The 18198-nt window shown below is 60.1% G+C and carries 20 protein-coding genes; 15 read left to right on the forward strand and 5 right to left on the reverse strand.

The window, feature by feature from the left end:
- From VGI36_00905 to VGI36_00925, 5 genes are all read left to right on the forward strand, one after another.
- A partial coding sequence (locus VGI36_00905; GenBank protein HEY2483671.1) for a hypothetical protein occupies window positions 1-187 on the forward strand: 187 nt, incomplete at its 5' end.
- 19 nt (window positions 188-206) lie between these two features.
- On the forward strand, window positions 207-383 hold the full coding sequence (locus VGI36_00910) for a hypothetical protein (protein HEY2483672.1): 177 nt from the start codon (window positions 207-209) through the stop codon (window positions 381-383).
- 62 nt (window positions 384-445) lie between these two features.
- On the forward strand, window positions 446-3196 hold the full coding sequence (locus VGI36_00915) for a c-type cytochrome (GenBank protein HEY2483673.1): 2751 nt from the start codon (window positions 446-448) through the stop codon (window positions 3194-3196).
- 54 nt (window positions 3197-3250) lie between these two features.
- Entirely contained in the window at window positions 3251-3958 is a 708-nt protein-coding gene (locus VGI36_00920; GenBank protein ID HEY2483674.1) for a carboxypeptidase regulatory-like domain-containing protein, read from the forward strand.
- A gap of 132 nt (window positions 3959-4090) precedes the next feature.
- Window positions 4091-4459 (forward strand): VOC family protein, encoded by a 369-nt coding sequence (locus VGI36_00925; protein HEY2483675.1) that lies wholly within the window; start codon window positions 4091-4093, stop codon window positions 4457-4459.
- Window positions 4460-4605: 146 nt separating this feature from the next.
- On the opposite strand, the gene VGI36_00930 is transcribed toward VGI36_00925, so the two are convergent.
- From VGI36_00930 to VGI36_00940, 3 genes are all read right to left on the reverse strand, one after another.
- Window positions 4606-5841, reverse strand: coding sequence for a hypothetical protein (locus VGI36_00930; protein HEY2483676.1), 1236 nt, complete (start codon window positions 5839-5841; stop codon window positions 4606-4608).
- A gap of 673 nt (window positions 5842-6514) precedes the next feature.
- On the reverse strand, window positions 6515-7315 hold the full coding sequence (locus tag VGI36_00935) for a Rieske 2Fe-2S domain-containing protein (GenBank protein ID HEY2483677.1): 801 nt from the start codon (window positions 7313-7315) through the stop codon (window positions 6515-6517).
- Between the two features lie 5 nt (window positions 7316-7320).
- Window positions 7321-8079, reverse strand: a complete 759-nt coding sequence (locus VGI36_00940) for a lysophospholipid acyltransferase family protein (GenBank protein HEY2483678.1) — start codon at window positions 8077-8079, stop codon at window positions 7321-7323.
- Window positions 8080-8469: 390 nt separating this feature from the next.
- Here VGI36_00940 and VGI36_00945 point away from each other — a divergent pair, with 390 nt between their 5' ends.
- From VGI36_00945 to VGI36_00955, 3 genes are all read left to right on the forward strand, one after another.
- On the forward strand, window positions 8470-8658 hold the full coding sequence (locus VGI36_00945) for a hypothetical protein (GenBank protein HEY2483679.1): 189 nt from the start codon (window positions 8470-8472) through the stop codon (window positions 8656-8658).
- 47 nt (window positions 8659-8705) lie between these two features.
- The gene (locus VGI36_00950; protein ID HEY2483680.1) at window positions 8706-9179 is read left to right on the forward strand and encodes a 4Fe-4S binding protein; all 474 of its coding nucleotides are present in this window, start codon (window positions 8706-8708) and stop codon (window positions 9177-9179) included.
- A gap of 68 nt (window positions 9180-9247) precedes the next feature.
- A complete protein-coding gene (locus VGI36_00955; GenBank protein ID HEY2483681.1) occupies window positions 9248-9757 on the forward strand; it encodes a hypothetical protein in 510 nt (169 codons plus the stop codon).
- Here VGI36_00955 and VGI36_00960 read toward each other — a convergent pair.
- Entirely contained in the window at window positions 9678-10526 is an 849-nt protein-coding gene (locus VGI36_00960) for an FTR1 family protein (GenBank protein ID HEY2483682.1), read from the reverse strand. The genes VGI36_00955 and VGI36_00960 overlap by 80 nt on opposite strands.
- 218 nt (window positions 10527-10744) lie before the next feature.
- Between VGI36_00960 and VGI36_00965 the strand changes: the two genes are divergently transcribed.
- From VGI36_00965 to VGI36_00985, 5 genes are all read left to right on the forward strand, one after another.
- On the forward strand, window positions 10745-11107 hold the full coding sequence (locus tag VGI36_00965) for a hypothetical protein (protein HEY2483683.1): 363 nt from the start codon (window positions 10745-10747) through the stop codon (window positions 11105-11107).
- Window positions 11108-11136: 29 nt separating this feature from the next.
- A complete protein-coding gene (locus VGI36_00970; protein HEY2483684.1) occupies window positions 11137-11412 on the forward strand; it encodes a hypothetical protein in 276 nt (91 codons plus the stop codon).
- 20 nt (window positions 11413-11432) lie between these two features.
- The gene (locus tag VGI36_00975) at window positions 11433-12308 is read left to right on the forward strand and encodes a 3-hydroxybutyryl-CoA dehydrogenase (protein ID HEY2483685.1); all 876 of its coding nucleotides are present in this window, start codon (window positions 11433-11435) and stop codon (window positions 12306-12308) included.
- Between the two features lie 42 nt (window positions 12309-12350).
- Window positions 12351-12584 (forward strand): Lrp/AsnC ligand binding domain-containing protein, encoded by a 234-nt coding sequence (locus tag VGI36_00980; protein ID HEY2483686.1) that lies wholly within the window; start codon window positions 12351-12353, stop codon window positions 12582-12584.
- Window positions 12585-12855: 271 nt separating this feature from the next.
- Entirely contained in the window at window positions 12856-13356 is a 501-nt protein-coding gene (locus VGI36_00985; protein ID HEY2483687.1) for a GreA/GreB family elongation factor, read from the forward strand.
- Window positions 13357-13446: 90 nt separating this feature from the next.
- Here VGI36_00985 and VGI36_00990 read toward each other — a convergent pair whose 3' ends face one another.
- Complete coding sequence (locus tag VGI36_00990) at window positions 13447-15234, reverse strand: long-chain fatty acid--CoA ligase (protein HEY2483688.1); 1788 nt, start codon at window positions 15232-15234, stop codon at window positions 13447-13449.
- Window positions 15235-15719: 485 nt separating this feature from the next.
- On the opposite strand from VGI36_00990, the gene coxB reads away from it, so the two are divergent.
- On the forward strand, window positions 15720-16385 hold the full coding sequence (gene coxB, locus VGI36_00995) for a cytochrome c oxidase subunit II (GenBank protein HEY2483689.1): 666 nt from the start codon (window positions 15720-15722) through the stop codon (window positions 16383-16385).
- A 138-nt stretch (window positions 16386-16523) separates the two neighbouring features.
- Window positions 16524-18182, forward strand: coding sequence for a cbb3-type cytochrome c oxidase subunit I (locus VGI36_01000; GenBank protein ID HEY2483690.1), 1659 nt, complete (start codon window positions 16524-16526; stop codon window positions 18180-18182).
- Window positions 18183-18198 lie beyond the last annotated feature (16 nt).

An 18198-nucleotide genomic window follows, 5' to 3' on the forward strand; every position in this document is an offset into this window, starting at 1 on the left:
CCCCGCTAATGATCCATGGTCCGCGTTCCCGGGCGGAGGTCCCGATTTGTTGGAGAAGTGGGGCCCCGTGCGGTTTGGCATATCCGGATTTCTGCTGCTCGCGATGGCTGGCGTCTTCATCAAGATGGTCATGCGGCACGCGCTGAACATCAAGTACATCTTGGTAACTCCCTGGATTAACATCTGACGCGTGGCGCAGCGCAAGTGTGTACGTCCTGGGCAAAGTGCTGGAGGCGTTGGGATGCGCCGACGTAGGATTCGCGCTTTACATCGGTGTCACTCAGCCGCACGGGATGGGCAACGAGTTCAAGCTGACCGGCATCGGAATCCTAGTGTTCCTGGTCGGCTACATTGTCGAGAATTTATCCGGCGAGCGCTCCTGACTCCGGCCAGGGGCGGGGGTGCGCGCATTGACAGACGGTTATTGAGAGCAGGGTGAGAACAGATGGCGGGCAGACCGGGGCTTGATCCCAGCGAAGAAGCAAAATCCTACAGCGCGATGTTCGTGCTGATGGTCGCACTGTTGCTGGGAGCGGCGGTGTGGTCCATCTGGGACGACAACATTTCGCGCCGCCCGTGGAAAGAATACCAGGTCGAGTTCGACCGGCTCGCCTACAACAAGTACATGAAGGACGCGGCCGCGGAGCAGAAAGTGCTCGACGCGGATCCCCAATACCAGAAGGACACCAAAGGACTTGCCCAGGCGAAGGCCGAACTTGCCTCCGGCGCCACCGCCAAGAAACTCGACGACCTGCGCGCCCAGCTTAAGACCACCAGGGAAGTTGCCGACGACAAGGAACAGGCGGCGCGCTTCACCAAGTCGTTCCTCACCGAGCGATGGTACGATTACAACCACGCAATCCAGGAGAAGCAGGACCCCTCGCACTACATGGCGGAGATAAACCAGCTCAACGCGGAACTCGCGGTCGAGCAAAAAATCTCCGATGCCTACACAGCCCAGGTCCAGGGCCTCAAGGATCAGATCGATTCCATCAACTCAAAAGAGTTCGACCTGACCCAGAAGCTGGTCGAAATGACCAAGAAGCGCGACGACGCTATCGATAAGGCCGACACCTATCTGATCCCGATAAAATTCGGCAACCACGTGCTCTTCCGTTATCCCAAGATCCCCAAGATCCAGCAGACCTCAATCGAAGATTTCGATCGCAACGCCTTCGACGAAGCCGTAGCGCGCGTCGACCGCTGTCAGTCCTGCCACATGGGTATCGACAAGCGCGGCTTCGAAGATGCGCCGCAACCGTTCCGCACCCATTCCAACTTCGATCAGATCATCGGCAAACATCCTACCGATAAGCTCGGCTGCACTCCTTGCCATGAAGGGCAACCTCCCGCGGTCAATTCGGTTGCGATGGCGCACGGAGACATCGAGCACTGGGAGCACCCGCTCCTGCGCGGCGAAGAGATGCAATCCCGCTGCATCAAGTGTCACGTCGATGTCGGTTCGCTGCGCAACAAGGACGGCGAACAGATCGCGGTGAACTGGGTCAACGGCGAGCGACTGTTCCAGCAGATGGATTGTGCCGGATGCCACCTGCTGAAGGGCTACGAAGACACGCCCAAGATTGGCCCCTATCTGAAGCTCGCCAGCGCCAAGCTCGATCCATCATGGACCGTGCGCTGGATTACCAATCCGCACGTGTTCCGGCCGCATACGCGGATGCCCAACTTCATGTTCTCCCGCGACGAAGCGACCAAGCTCGCCGCATATGTCCTGGCAAGTTCGGACAAGCAGTCGGTGGATTGGCTGAAAGCGCACCCGGAGCCGGCGTCGCTGGAACAGGACATCAAGAACCCCGGCCTGATCGAAGAAGGCAAGGGCCTGTTTGAATCGGTCGGATGCAAGGGCTGCCACGCGATCGATGCAGATCAGATCGGCGCGCCGGTCGGCGACGATGCGCACTTCATCCCGGCCGCCACTCGCACCGCCAAAGATTTCGCTCCGAACCTGAGCCACATCGCCGAGAAGACCGGTGCCGGATGGGTCTATGCCTGGCTGAAGAATCCGCGCGATTTCTCACCCCACACCGCCATGCCGTCGCTGCGGCTTTCCGATCACGAAACCGAGGCCCTGACCGCGTTTCTGATGACGCATGGGCAGAAGAAGGAAGATCCCGGCGTCGAGACCGCGCTCAAAGATCCGACAAATATTAGCGCCGGCGAATCCCTGGTCCGCAAATTCGGCTGTTTCGGATGTCACGAAGTCGAAGGCATGGACAAGGAGTCGCGAATCGGCGTCGAGCTGACCACCTTCGGCTCCAAGCATCTCGACGAGTTGTTCTTCGGTGATCGGACCGACGTTCCGGAGACCTGGAACGACTGGACGTTTCACAAACTCCAGGATCCACGCATCTACGCGACCAAGGATGTCGAGCAGTTGATGCCCAACTTCGAATTCCAGGACGCCGACATCAAGAACCTCCGCGTGTTCCTGGCAAGCCTCACCGAGGGTACCGTACTGGAAAAATACCGGATGCCCGGGAGCGCGGAGCAGGATGCGATCGTTGCCGGTCGGCGGATGGTCAATTACTACAACTGCGTTGGATGCCACATTGTGGAAAATCGTGGCGGTTACATCCGCCGCTTCTATCCCGAGGACCAGATTAATTTGGCGCCGCCGATCCTGAATGGCGAAGGCTTGAAGGTCCAACCCGATTGGCTGTTCACCTTCTTGCAGGGCCCGACCCCGATTCGACCGTGGCTGAAGATTCGGATGCCCACCTTCCATTTCGACAATCACGAGGGCGACACCCTGGTGAATTACTTCACCTCGTTGTCAGGCGTGCAGGTGCCGTACGAATTCCTGAATACCAACCTGATCGCCACTCCGACCCTGGAGGCGGGTGCCAAGCTGATGTCCAAGGACTATTTCAACTGCTTCAGTTGCCATCAGCAGGGCGATAAGAAGCCCGAAGGCCCGCCCACCGGATGGGCCCCCGACCTCGGGTTGGCCCACAGTCGGCTCAATCCCGAATGGATTTTGCTGTGGCTCAAGAATCCACAAGCGGTTCAGCCGGGTACCAAGATGCCGTCGTTTTATCCGGGCGGCCCCGACGACATTTTGGGGGGCAACGAAGCCGAGCAGATTAAGGCGATTCGTGACTACATATTCTGGTTTGGGACGCACCCGGGTCAGGCATTGCCTTCGGGCACGCCGGTCAAGGTGACCAGCAAATAAAGGAAGTATCGTTCACACACACTGGAACCTGAGGAGACTTCTGGAGGTAAAGGTATGAAGAAGTTTGCGGTTTTGGCGGCGGGCTGTGCCGCCATCGCGATAGGCATTTGCGTCGCGGGCTATCAGGCCGCGGCCGACAACACAGGCACTATCAGCGGCACCGTCAAGTTTGACGGGACGGCGCCGGCGCCCAAGAAGGTCGAAGTTACCAAGGACAAGGAAGTTTGCGGGCTCAAACCCCACTTCGAAGAGGCACTGATCGTAGGAAGCGGTGGGGGAATCGCAAACGCCGTGGTGGTGCTCAAGGATGCCAAGGGCACGGTGAAGCCTGGCGACGTGAAGTTCGATCAGAAGGGCTGTGACTACGTGCCGCACGTCCTCGCGTTCCCGGCCGGTTCGACCGTCAACATCATCAACAGCGACGGCATCCTGCATAACATCCACACCTACTCAAAGGTGAACCCGCCCTTCAACATGGCGCAGCCCAAGTTCAAAAAGGTGATCAAGCAAACGGTTGAGAAGCCAGAAATCATCAAGGTCAACTGCGATGCGCACGGATGGATGCAGGGATGGTGGTACGTGACTGATACGCCTTACTACGCGGTGACCGATGACAATGGTAACTTCGAGATTAAAGACGTGCCGCCGGGTAGCTACACGATCGAAGTGTGGCAGGAAAAGCTCGGAACCCAAGACCAGAAAGTCGATGTCAAGGCGGGCGCAGCTGCAACCGCGAACTTCACATTGAAACCCAAGGCGTGACGGATGTCGACGTCGGCAGCCTAGTAGGTTGTTCGGAGAGACTCGCCGCGCACCACTCGCGGCGAGTCTCGGTGCGCCAGGTCCGCGCGATCTGCGCAATTTGTGGATTTGTGATGGAGCAGAATCGGGGCGATGATCAAACGGCTTGATCACCTCGAGGTTGTGACGGCAGACCTGACTGACGCCGTCTCGATCTACGAAAGAAACTTTGATTTCAAGGTGATCCGGTCCGTCGACGGCAACGGCGCCTCAGTCCGAATTGGTGATTCCGAGATCCTCTTGGTGTCCGGCAACCCGGCAGCTGAAATTATCGCTAACTCTGGCGAGGGGATGTTCGCCCTGTGGCTCGAAGCCGCCGACGTGGAGTCGGTTGCGGCGGCGCTTCGCAAATCCGGAATCGATCCCGGCACCATCCAAAAAGAGCAGGGCCGCCGGATCCTCACCATCGACCCCCGACACGCCAACCAGGTTCCGCTGTTCATTTTCGACCGCAAAGCGTGAGTCTCCCGTCTGGTCGGCTCCCTCTTTCGCTTCATTCGGCGGCTTTCCTGCGCGAGCGCACGCTGGCGGAGAGACTCGCCGCAGGAATCCGAATCGCCACGCGGAGCTGCTTCCCGCCGTCTGGCGAGAAAAGGCCTGCGTCGCGGTCAACGCATCCCCTCTGCGGACTGCGCCACCGACTGAATGGAGGCGCGTGCGGCCTCGCTAATGGTCGTGCCTTTCGAACTCGATCTAAGCGCTTCGAAGGTCGCGGTAAATTGTCGATCGAGCAGATCGAACCGAAGCGGGTGCTCCCCCGTCGAGTAGTGGAAGGGCGTGCCCTGATAGTAGTTCGTCAGCGCGTTGGCCACAGACTGACTTGAGCCGCTGGTCGCAAGTTGCTCTCCCTGGCACTGCAATCGTTCCATCAGATCGGCGGAGGTGCAGTCCTGTGCGATGGGATTGAGCTCAATTCGTGTGATCACCAAATCTGCGCCCGCGGTATGCACCGCGCAGTGGTAACCTAGATTGCCCATCACCAGTCGTCCGGTTGCAGTCATCGAATTATCGGCTCCGGCGACCTGGACATCCCTGGCGACCATTTTCTGGGTCATGCCCTCAATCGGGATCGGCACTTCATATTCGGGCGCATAAAGCTTCAGCAAATCATTGATGAAGGAATATTGTGCCCCAACCACCATATTCGCTTGCTTCGGAACCCCGGCAGTCTGGGTTGCCAATGATTCCTCTCGCGCTAACGCCGCGAGAGGATCGCCGGCTCTTCCGCTCGCGAACAGCGCGGCGACGATGGCGGTGCCGGGAAAACCAAACGCCACATCAAACCGGCGATCTTCTCCAGGCGGCGGCAGGACGGCGAGATTGGACGTGGGGTAGCTGGCGAGGGTCCGTATGCCGGCGAAGGAGGGCGCGCTCGTTGCCGCCTGCCTGGTTGCTGGCGCAGCGTCGGAGAGCGCGAGTTTGAGTTGCCACGGCGCCCATACAAGCTCTGCCCTGACCGCGTCAATCCAGTTGGGAGCCCCGGGACTCTCGATCGCCCGTTTCGCCACCGCCGACAAAGCGTCGTGACAATCGGTGGCAGACAACGGTTTCGGCGAAAAGATGCTTTCTGCCGGAATCGCGATTCCGACGGCGTAACCACCTCCATGACCGTCAGTCCCGCAATAGACCAGGGTCGCGATCTTGACTTGCACCGACGAGGTTGCCGACCTACCCGGTAGATCGACGGTTAGGGGTACCAGCTGCTGGGCGATGCTTGAGATAACACTCGGCAGCAGGACGGCGGTTGCCAAAGGCGTATCCTCGGCATGCACCGTGGAGACGCCCACCGTGAATATCGCGATGACCACCAAGCCCACCCACCATCTCATCCCATTGGTTCGCATCCGACTCCGTTCCTCTTCCAGTAAAATACACGTTGGCACTCGGCGCCGTGGCGGCGGCACACTTTTAACAATGGATTTGCCAGTTCCTGGCAAATCCTAGCCGGGAATTTATGGTCGATGCGACGGCGGATTGCTCAATTCGTGGAGCAAGACCCTTGCATCGTTCATATCGGAGGTCTCAAAGCCCTCGGTAAACCCGCAATCAGAGTCCGAAGTCGTACGAGCTGCGTGCCACGACCTCACTCGCGCGACAGCGCCGTGATACTGGACGGTATGATGAAGCTCGCGCCGCGCTCACCGAGATCTACCACGTGTCACTTCGATAGCCTGCCTGAAACATTGTTGAGCTTGGGACTTGGTTTGAATTCTGGAGGCACCAGCCTTCCGCCGTCGTGCCAATGCGCCCATGAGGCGATGACCCTCCGCTTGGTCCCGCCACTCGCCGGTTTCTGTCACCGGCGAGAGCGTCTCACGAGACGCCTTCAGGGCCTGCTGGAGGTCTACCGCAATATCGTCGGTCTCGGCTAGGCAGATAAGAACCCAAGGCCAATTTATCGGTTGTCTTATAGATCTCCGGGCCCCGAAGTATCTCCCCTATCCCTTCCTGTGTCTTAATTGCGCGGAGCGAGAGAACCTTCTGGAAGGATTATTCGGTGGCCGGACCGGCGCAGGGTTAGCTCGTCTCGAGAACTACTTTGCCGTCAGAATCGATCTTCACCGCTGGCGCCTGCGTGAGCCGGCAAGCCGCGCCGCTGACGCATTCTCCGCTACGGATATCGAATCGATAACCGTGCCACGGGCACTCCACGACTCCGCCCTCGATACGCCCGTCTCCAAGCGGGCCCATCATATGCGCACACAGCGCGGAAAAAGCGACCAGCTTCGCATCGAGCTCCACGACTTTGAACCGTGTCCCAGCGAAATCGGTTTCCAAAGGGAGCCGCGCGTGCAAATCCGCGATCTGGCCGATAACCTGCCGCGTCGCTTTTCCCGAAGGGTGGCCCGCACGGATGCGATCGAGCTCGGTCTGACGCACCGTCATCATCGCAACGTCTTCGTCATAGAGCCGCGCGTACAGCCTGTGGTAGTAGTCCCGCAACCGACCGACGGCGGATTCTCGCGCACCCGGCACAAAGAAATCGACCACCACCAGGGTGGTTCGCTCGGCAAGCGAAAACGCGTGCGTCCAAATTTCGGTGCCGGTACCGGAGCCTTCCAGGGTGCTTGTGATCCAGCGCCGGCAATCGCGATCAAGCTTCAGTTCGATTACCAACCCGCGCTGCTCTTCATATGGATGAGTCCACACCCGCGCGCGAAAGCCCCAATCGCCCGATTCGATTCGTTCGATGCGAGAGAAGTTCGAGCGATGCAGGTAGGGCAGATGTTCCCAATCGATCGCGTTTTCGTAGAGCCGTTCAAGACTGACCGGGAGCTCACGGCGATAAGTTCCGATATGCGGAACTCGCGCATTCATCGCGGTCATACTCCTTCGACGAACAGCGCGCGGACCGCCTCTTCCAGCCTGCGGGTCAATTCTCCACGGTCGCTGCTTTTGAGGTTCGCGGTGGGAATCGGCGCGCCGATCGTCATCCGCATCTTGCCGCCAGGGACCACCACCTTCGCCAGCCGCGGAAAGAACGCGCCTGAGCCGCTTACCGCCATCGGCACTGCCGGTAGTTTGGTCAGGGCGGCAAGCCAAGCTGCGCCGTCCTCAAACTCATGGACCCGGTTGTCGCTGTACCGATGGCCTTCCGCGAACACGCAAAGACTGAAGCCCTTGCGGACGATCTCGACGGCCCGACGAATTTCTTTTCCGCCGCCCTGGCGATCGATGATCACATGACCGCCATGCTTGAGCGCGTAGCCGACCAACGGGATCTTCATCAGCTCTTTCTTGCCAACGAACCTGATCCGTCCCGGCATGTAGGCGGCGATGGCAAAGATGTCGAAGAAGCTCTGATGGTTGCAGACCAGAACGTAGGGGCCTAAGTCTCGAACCCTTTCCAGCCCCTCGATCTCAACCCGAATGCCACAGATGTTTATGAGGGAACGTGCCCAGACGGTCGTCAGGGTTGTGAGCGCGCGCAGTTGTCCGAACCTTGCGAGAATTACAGCCGGGACCGCACATAACGCGGTCACCAACGCACAGGCAGCAGTAGCGAGCGCGCCCCATAGGCTCCGGAAGAGCCGCGCCGGCGAGCTGGACGCCAACGAAACGGTTTCGGCCTGATTCGCCATCGCGGCAGCATTATACCTGCCGCATAAGAATCGAACAGGATTTCGTCTGGCAACTGGGCGGTCAAAGGATGACCCAAGGCCGACGTCATTCGCGCGGACCCGAGAGCAACCTATACGACTTAGAGCGACCGGCCTCGGCACCCACGCGGCCGTTGGGCAAAAATCCGCTTGTTGCGGGTTGGGGGTTGGCCGAGCAGCGACACCGCAAGTCACCTTGAGCTCGTTAGGAACCGCGGACGGAGCGCATTTCCCCTACAAAATCCTGCACATAGGAGCCTTTACGTTGACTTGGGCTAATGTCACTGATACTTGAAAATCAGGTAGGCCGATAGGTCGCTGTGCGTGCGTGATGCGCGCCGCGCGCCGGGTCGGCGGTCTTTAGGGGACGCGATGGAAGGACACATCTCCGGTCTTCAGCAATTCCTGCTAATTCTCGTGCAAGCCGACAACATCCCGATCATGGGGATGATGCTCTTGGTGTTGTTCTTCACCTACGTCGCGCTGAAGCAGGCCCGCCGCAACGATCAGCTGATAGAACACGGCGAGCGTGATAAAATTATCGACGAGATGCGCAAATAGTTGATTCTCGCGGGCCTGTCCCGCGGCCAGTCCAAAGGTATCTGGAAATGCCCTACGAAATCATCGCCGAGAATTGCACCGGATGCAGCGCCTGCGAAAAGCGCTGCCCGACCGGCGCCATTTCCGGAATTTCCAAGAAGGTTTATTTCATCGAACCCAGTCTCTGCATAGATTGCGGGGCGTGTGGAGTAATTTGTCCCGACGAGGCAATTCTCAACAACAAGGGCGTGCTCACCCACGTGCTCAAGCGCGCCGAGCGTCCCGTCGCGGTGGTTCATCCCGACAATTGCAATGGATGCGGAGTCTGCATTGATGTGTGCCCCTTCGAATGCATCTCGCCTTCGCCCGAGAATAGCGCGGTGTATCTGGGACGGGTGCACGTCAACGAGAAGACCTGCGTAGGATGTCTGCTTTGCGAAGAGGTTTGCGGATGGGACGGAATTTACATCATGCCATCCGGCCAGAAAGAGGAATTCCTCAACTCGCTCGGCTATTCCAGCTCGGCAGAAGATGCCGCTTAGCATCGGACCCGTCCGACTCTTGGTTTGATGAAACGGAGCCGGCTCAGACGCCGGCTCTGCTCTTTCAATTGCTCCGGCTTTTAGCCGCGGCGGCTGCGGTCGCAATGCTGGGAGCCGCCTCTGTCTGCGCCGAGACTCCGGAAAAGGAGCCGCCCCCCAATCTTTACACCGCGGAAGGAGCGTGTGGGCTCATCCGTCATGACTTAAGCCGCCTGGCTGAAGCCGAACGCGATCAGGCCTTCGCCCTTAATCTCGGCGCGGCGCCGGGAAGCTCCACCGCGATGATCGAGGGCCGGCTGGCGGTAATGCTCGATCGCACCAATCGACTGCGCCAGAACCTGCGCGAAGTCCGGCACAATTCCGTTCCTCACGACCCGCGCATCGAGCAATGCACCAAGATGGGATTTCGTGCGCTGGTCGAGGCGGAACGGCTTACCACCAGCGTGGAGGAATTCCTCCACAGCCATGAGATCGGCGAGGCTTCGACTCCGAGAGGGCTCAGGTCAGATGCGGCCGCGGCGCCTGCGGCGCCTGGCTCGCAACCTTTATCCGGCGCGACCCCATCCACGGCGCGATAAGCGCGGTCAACGCCAGCAGTATCAGTGCGAGCTGGGCGCCCAGCGACTCGAGGGTGGGGAAAAGCCCGACGGCGGGAATCTGCGGCACATGCTCGACAAATGTTGCGGGGAGAAGATTCGCTTCCTGCCAGCTCCCGACGCCTTGGCCAACGAACACGACCGCTAGTGCATAAAGCAGAATCGAGGTGACTGAGAAGAGTGGCTTAAGCGGAACTCGATAGGCCGCGCGGGTCAGGATCCAGAACCCCAACCCGAGCGCCAATGTCGCGGCAATGATCCCCGCGAAAATCGCGTGACGTTCCAGCCCTTGTGTCGCCCCGGCCGTTAGGCCTTGGAAGAAAACTATGGTCTCCGCGCCCTCGCGGATCACTGCGAGAAACGCGGTCGCTCCAAGCGCGAGTGCCGGCAACGCGCTCCGTTCGGCGACCTGGACTTTGTCGGAGATAAACCGGTTCCAGCGATCCGACTGGCCCTTCGCGGTAAGCCAGGAGCTCACGTAAAAGAGGGTCGCGGCGGCGAGAAATTGGAATACCCCCTCAAGTCTATCGCTCGCGTCATCGCCGATTACATGATTCACCGCCCACGCGAGCAACACGCTGGCAGCCACTGCCAGCAACGCTCCCGCATAAACGTCGCGTGAACGGTCCCGACCGCCCGCGTTGCGGGCACCCGCCGCAAGCGCGATGATGACCAGCATCGCCTCCAGTCCTTCGCGCAGGAGAATGCCGAACGAGTAGAAGAAGTACGGCACCGAAGGGTGGGCGAACATATTGATAATGATTCTCAATTCCGAGAATAGTAAGGAGCCGCTCCGCTGTCAATCAATCGTTAGGCGCGCGCGGGCCGCGTTCTTCGCAGCAGCGCCTTGCGGCTTCCAGCAGGCGAGTGTAATTTCTGTTTTGAAGCGAGGCCGCCCTGAAGCGAGCGTTCGCTTCATCCGTTTTTTTGGGGCTGTCACTCGGCGCCGAATGGTTCGATGAGATGCCGATGCGCTGCGTTTATTGCCGAAAGCGTGCTGGTTTGATGCGCAGGGTCTGCGATCCCTGTGGCAGAGTAGTCGCGGTGGTGGAGCGCGCCGGAGGCGAGGTCGGCATGGCGGGTCTGGTCGACCTGTTCATGGCGGAGGGGCTCACCCGCGAACAGGTTGATGTGGTCCTTGACGCCCAGCTCAGCGGCGCGCCAACTCTTCGTGACCGCCTCACCTCGAATATGGCCAATGCCTTGATGCGCGGCCTCGGCATGCCGGGGCGACAATCGCCCGAGGACGTAAAGCGCATCCGCGAAGCGATAAAAACCGGTGGGGCTGGAACCTGGGTCAAGGGCGAAGCGCCTCCGCGCTGGTCCCACTAACGCTCAGCGGGGATCCACGGCAGCAGAGCATGGAAAAAGACCGCAGTGATTTCGCGGTAATGAACCGGATGATCGATCATATCCGGCTGCTCATCGCCGTCGACGACGAAGCGATCCCGGTCAAGAAGAAACTTGAAACACAGGCAATTCTTAGGGACTTCCAGTCCCTCCTCGCCGACCCGCCGGAACATCAGGAGCGCGGTCGCATCAAGGGCTATTATGAAATCCTGTGCCGCGAACTGGCGGACGAGGCTGACGTTGCCGCCTTGCTGAGCTCACTCAAGAACTACATCCCTTACATTTAGGGGCGGATTGGAGAGGACGAATGGCCGTAAGTACGGTTGGAGTAGTGGGCGCGGGGCAGATGGGCTCCGGCATCGCGCAAGTTACGGCGCAGGCCGGCGTGCGCGTCGTGATGAATGATGTCTCGCAGGAGGTGTGCAGTCACGGGCTTGATGGTATTGGACGTAACCTCGACCGCATGGTGCAACGCGGCCGCTTCAAACCCGAAGAGCGCGACCGCGTGATCGCCCGCATCGATACCACCACCAACCTCGAAGACCTCGCCTGCGCCGACTTCGTGATCGAAGCCGTGGTCGAGAATGAAGACGCCAAGATCGGATTGTTCCAAAAGCTCGACCAGCTATGCCCGCCCGAGGTGATTTTCGCCTCCAACACATCGTCCATTTCCATCACCCGGATGGGTGCGCGCACCAGACGTGCCGATCGCGTTATCGGGATGCATTTCATGAACCCGGTTCCCGCCATGCGGCTGGTCGAGATAATCCGTGGTCTCGCCACCTCCGACGAGACCTACCAGGCGACCCGCGCGCTGGCTGAGCGCGTAGGCAAGACCACCATGACCGCTGAGGACTTCCCGGGCTTCATCGTCAACCGCGTGCTGCTCCCGATGATCAACGAAGCGATTTACACCCTCTATGAGGGCGTCGGCGGGGTAACCGACATCGACACGGCGATGAAGCTGGGCACCAACCAGCCGATGGGCCCGCTGGAACTGGCCGATCTGATCGGACTCGACACCTGCCTCGCGATCATGGAGGTAATGCATCGCGTGCTCGGCGACGACAAATACCGCCCGTGTCCGCTGCTCAAGAAATACGTCGATGCGGGATATCTCGGCCGAAAGTCAGGCCGTGGCTTCTACAAATACGATGCGCAGGGCAACCCCATCGCGCCCTAGGGCTAGCCGCAATGGCGCGTGTGCGCCGCGGGAGGTGTGAGTATGGCAGTCAAAGCTTTCATCCTCATCGACACGTCACCCGGTAAAGCTCGTGAAGTCGCCGGGCGAATCAGGCAGGTCCCGGGAGTCTCGGTCGCGCACGCGGTCACGGGTCCGCACGACATAATCGCGATCGCCGAAGCCGCCGACGTGACCGCGCTGGGTGAACTGGTAGTGCAAAAAATCCAAAGCGTCGGCGGCGTAAACCGCAGTCTTACCTCGATAGTTGCCGACTAGCAGGGTGGCCAACAAACGCCGGTCCGGACGGCTGATTTACGTGAAGCCTCTTCAATTCGGGACCCTCGCAGGCGGAAGTCATGGTCAGAGGCCGGCCTTATGACGACGCCGCGAATGAGTTGGCTCGCAGGCTCGCAGGCAGGAGCTCTCCGTCTCGGTTGCCGAGCAACCGAGGAGTGCCCGCAGCGAGTCAAGCAAAGATCTGATGCCGGAACCCCCGATCATAAGTAAAATCAAAAGGTAACGTCTTTTTTCAGGAAGTCTTTGTCGCATGGCTGAACTACCGGTGATCAAACGGCTCAAGAAGGAACTTGAGACCCTCAAGCGCGAGCTCACGGTCGACTTGCCGAAGGAACTCGAGCGCGCGCGGGCGCACGGCGATCTGTCCGAGAACGCGGAATGGGCGATGGCCAAGCAACGCCAGGAATTTCTGCGCGCCCGCGTTTCCAACATGGAAGCACGTATCGCTGAGCTAACCACCATCAACCTGGAGTCTATTCCGCGCGACACGGTTGGCCTCGGCAGCCGTGTACAGCTCGAAGACCTCGACGAAGGCGCGGTGGTTGAGTACGAGATTGTCGTGCCCGAGGAAGTCGATGGCGCTCAAAACCGCATCTCACTGTCGTCGCCCCTCGGCCACGCTCTGATCGGCAAAGCCGAAGAAGACGACATCGAAGTGGTAACCCCCAAGGGCAAGCGCTCCTACCTGGTCAAGCGACTGGTGACCATCCACGTCCTGCTAGCTCAGGAAAACGGCGGTTCCCGAGACTGAGCTCTTACTTGTGGAGAGAGCCTTGGGCGGCGGCTCCTCTGTCCCGTGATTACGGTGTGCGGCCGGCACCTGACGGGTTGCGCGTGCGCCCTACGCGCCATACATCGCCTCGATCGCGTCCCGATAGTGCTCCTGCACGACCTTGCGCCGCAGTTTTAGCGTCGGCGTGAGCTCGCCGTTTTCCTGCGAGAACGGATTTGCCACCAGCGTAAACGAGCCGATCGCCTCCACATCCGATAACTGTTTATTGAATTCGCGCAACTTCGCCTGAAACAGCTGGCGAAGCGCCGGCGACTGCACAACTTCATGCGCCGGCCTCTCCTGGAGCCCATTCTGCGCCAGGTACTCACGCAGGTTCTCGAGACTCGGAACCAGCAGGGCCGCAAGATGTTTGCGGCGATCGCCGATGACGCACGCTTGCGCGATATGTGGATCTGACGCCAGTCGCGTCTCCAGGTTGGCCGGCGAGATATTCTTGCCGCCCGAGAGCACGATGATTTCCTTCTTGCGATCCGTGATCGTGATGTAGCCGTCCGCGTCGATCGAAGCGACGTCGCCGGTGTGCAGCCACCCTTCGCTATCGAGCGCTTCACGCGTTTCCGCATCACGATTGAAGTAGCCCTTCATGATACTAGGCCCGTGTAGCAGGAGCTCCCCGTCGGCCGCGGTGCGTGCCTCGACATGCTCAAGCGGCGGTCCCACCGTGCCGATTTTGATCCTTCCGTCTATCGGATTGACAGAGACCACCGGCGACGCTTCGGTCAGCCCGTAACCCTCGACTAACGGAACCTCAGCCGCCGCAAGAAACCGAAAGATATCCTTAGGCAGCGGCGCGCCACCCGAGATCAGGACCCTCAGCCTCGACCCGAACAGTCCGCGGATCTTCTGAAAAACCAGCGGGCGAAACAGCGCCATCGCAATCGCCAGATGCGGGGGCAGCGGTTCGCGGCGATGCCGATACTGGGCCGCACTCGTTCCGGTCGCCATCGCCGCCCGAAATAGCCTTTGACGCAGTGGAGACCCCGACTTAACCGTTGCCATCACACGGCCGTAGATAACTTCAAGCAGGCGCGGGACCGTGAGCACGATGGTCGGCTGAATTTCGAGCAGGTTCGATGCGATCGACGCGAGACCTTCCGCATACGCGATGGTCCCGCCTGCAATCATCACCGTGTAGTAGCCGGCGGTGCGCTCGAACGAATGTGCCACTGGCAGGAACGACAGCGTCATGTCGGTTTCGCCGAGCGTCAGCGCCTTCTGCGAGTCTGCGCAATTTGCGAGCAGGTTGCCGTGCGTGAGGACGACGCCCTTGGGCGGCCCGGTGGTGCCGGAGGTGTAGATGAGCGTCGCGATGTCTTCGCGGGACCCTTCCACGATTCCTGCCGGGCTGGATTCGCTGCTCGCTGCCATCGTGGTCACCGCGGGCCCACCGTCGTGCGCGGCTTCCAGCGCCGCACCGCTATGCATGGCGAGAATGGTTCTCAGCTCCGGCAAGGAAGGGGCCAGTGCGCAAAGCTTCTTCACGTGTTCGGCGCCATTGGCCGCCACCACCTTCGCCCCCGAATCGGAAATGACGTGGCGGGTCTCCTCTGCGCCGCTGGTGGTGTACAGCGGCACCACGATACCGCCGAGGCCCAGCACCGCCTGGTCGACGATAACCCATTGGGGAGAGTTGTCGGACAGGATTCCAACGCGGTCCCCCGGCCGGATACCAATCTTCTGGAGCCCGGCGCGCAAACGGGCGGCCGCGTCCGCTATCGCTGCCCAGGAGTGGTCCTGCCAGGTCTTGTGGGACTTGTCCTTGAGGAAAGTGCGGACACCGTACTTCTGCGCCCGACTCTCGAATGCTTGCGCCAGCGTAGCGAAATTTTCAGCCATAGGTGCTCCCCAGCGAACGAAATTTCTAACCGAAAGGCGGCGCAATCGCCAATTCCTTGGTCGGCCTTCCCCAATCCCGGCGTCCTGGCAGCTGCAGAGAGGGCGCTATGGAGGTAGGGGGGCGCGATGTGCCGGCGCAACACGGGACAGGGAGATTGCTAGTAAAGTTCGAGGAATGGCGAGCGCTGGCATGGGGCAACGGTCTGCACACCGATCTGGCGGTCATCGCTCGCCCAGACCCCGATGTCGCCTCCACGCGGCAAGCGTCTGTAAACGCTGGAAAACCTTTAGGGTCATTGCTATTTTGCTTTAGTTTGAGACGATTAGTGGAGCGAGAATTTTTCATTTCACTAATCTTCGGTCCGATGTCCATAATCGCGCCGGATTCATGCGTCGTGAACCGTAGGTACGCACTGGAGTAACACGGAGCGGTTTCGGGGCAGGGTACCGCGCGCAACTCGCGCGCAGGGGGTCAGATTTAGCAGATGCTCGAACACTTGTGGTTCCCGCACGATATCTCAACTTTTGGGCCGCAAATCGACTGGTTATTCATCCTCATCTTCTGGATCACGGTTGTCGTCTGGGCGCTGGTCATGATCGCGATGGTGACCTTCATGGTCCGCTACCGCCATCGTCCCGGGCGCAAGGCCGAATACATCGAAGGCAACCCGCGCCTGGAGATCTTCTGGACCACGGCGACTGCCGTGATCCTGATAGCGCTGGCCCTGATGAGCAAGTCGACCTGGGCGGAAATCAAGGAACATGGTCCGCCGGGCCAGGTTTTCTATCAGGTCGCAGGCAAGCAATTTAACTGGGAGATCACCTACCCTGGTCCCGACGGCAAGTTCGGCCCCAAAGCCGTCACCGTCGAGAACGAGATGCACGTGCCGATAAATCAGGTCGTCCGGATCGAGCTCACCTCGAAGGACGTAATCCACAGCTTCTTCGTACCTAACTTGCGCCTTAAGCAGGACGCGGTTCCGGGACGCACCATTCACGTCTGGTTTCAGGCCAGGGAACCGGGGAGCTACGCAATTCCGTGCGCCGAGCTGTGCGGCTTCGGCCATTCGGGAATGCAAGGCACGCTCACGGTCGAGTCCGAGGCCGATTTCCAGAAGTGGCTCAAGGACCAGTACGCCAATCAACAATAGGGTGAACACGCCGGACCTCACGGCGCGGGGAGACAGCTTCAGATGAGCAGCACGGCAGCGGTTGCGGTTCACGGCGCCCATGGCGAGCAACACGAGCTCAGCTTCTGGCGCACATACATTTTTTCCGAGGACCACAAGATGATCGGGCGCCAGTTTCTGTTCGTGGCGCTGTTCATGATGTCCATAGGCGGCCTGATGGCGATGCTGATGCGGCTCGACCTGGCATGGCCGGACACCCAGTTCAGCTTTCTGAGCATCCTGCCCCAGTCGCTTCAGAACGACAGCGCGATCACCGCCAACACCTACAACGCCGAATTCACGATGCACGCCACCATCATGATCTTCTTCGTGATCATGCCGATCCTGGTCGGGTGCTTCGGCAACTTCCTGATTCCGCTGATGCTCGGCGCGCGTGACATGGCGTTTCCCAAACTTAACATGCTGTCATTCTGGGTGAGTGCCGGTGCCGGTGTGCTGATGATGGCGTCATTCTGGGTGCCAGGCGGACCTGCGGCAGCCGGGTGGACTTCCTACGCGCCGCTGAGCGCCGTCCCGATCTACACCGGTGTCGACTGGGGCCAGAACCTCTGGTGCATGAGCCTCATCGTGCTCGGGGTCGGCTCGCTGATGGGTGCCATCAACTACATCACCACCGTCATCAATATGCGGACCAAAGGCATGACCTTCTTCCGCATGCCGCTGGTCATCTGGTCGCTGTTCATCACCGCAATTCTGCTGCTGCTCGCGCTCCCCGTGCTGACCACGGCGCTGGCGCTACTGCTGTTCGATCGCATGGGCGGGACCCACTTCTTCCTGCCCCCGGGCGGTGGCGAGCCGCTGCTCTGGCAACATCTGTTCTGGTTCTTCGGCCATCCCGAGGTCTACATCATGATCCTGCCGGGGATGGGCATCGCCTCCGAGCTGATCGCGACCTTCTCGCGCAAACCGATCTTCGGCTACCGCGCGATGGCCTACGCGATGGCGTCGATCGCGTTCCTGTCGTGGGTCGTGTGGGGACATCATATGTTCCAGTCCGGCATGGACCCGGCGCTCGGCACCGGCTTTATGCTGACCACGATGGTCATCGGCGTGCCCTCCGCTATCAAGACCTTTAACTGGCTGGGCACCCTGTACAAGGGTGACATTCACTACACCGCCGCGATGTTGAACGCGCTTTCGTTCGTCGCCATGTTCGTGATCGGCGGCCTGTCGGGCATCTTCATGGCCTGTACCCCGGTCGACATGTACATCCACGATACCTACTTCATCGTGGCGCACATCCACTACGTGCTGTTCGGCGGCAGCCTCTTCGCAGTCTTCGGCGCCATCGCCTACTGGTTCCCGAAGATGTTCGGACGGATGATGAACGAGACGCTCGGCAAGGTTCACTTCTGGATCACTTTCGTCGCGTTCAACTGCACCTTCTTCCCGATGCACATCTTGGGCATGGGTGGGCACATGCGGCGCATCTACAACCCGACCCAGTACGACTTCCTCAAGCCGCTCGAGCCAATCAATATGTTCATCTCGATCAGCGCCTTCGTCCTCGGCGCCGCTCAGTTGCTGCTGCTCGCGAACATCATCTGGAGCCTCGTCAGGGGCGAGAAGGCCAGCGAAAATCCGTGGCATGCGAACACACTTGAGTGGAGCGCGCCGTCGCCTCCGCGGCACGGCAACTGGCCGGGCCCGGTGCCGGTCGTGTATCGCGGGCCCTACGAATACAGCTCGCCCGAGTCGGCGGAAGACTATCTGCCGCAGTGGCAGCCGGCCGAACCGGCGACGGCCGCGGCCGACTAGACGGGCGCCGGTAAGG

Source organism: Candidatus Binataceae bacterium (genome assembly GCA_036495685.1).
GTDB lineage: Bacteria > Desulfobacterota > Binatia > Binatales > Binataceae > JAFAHS01.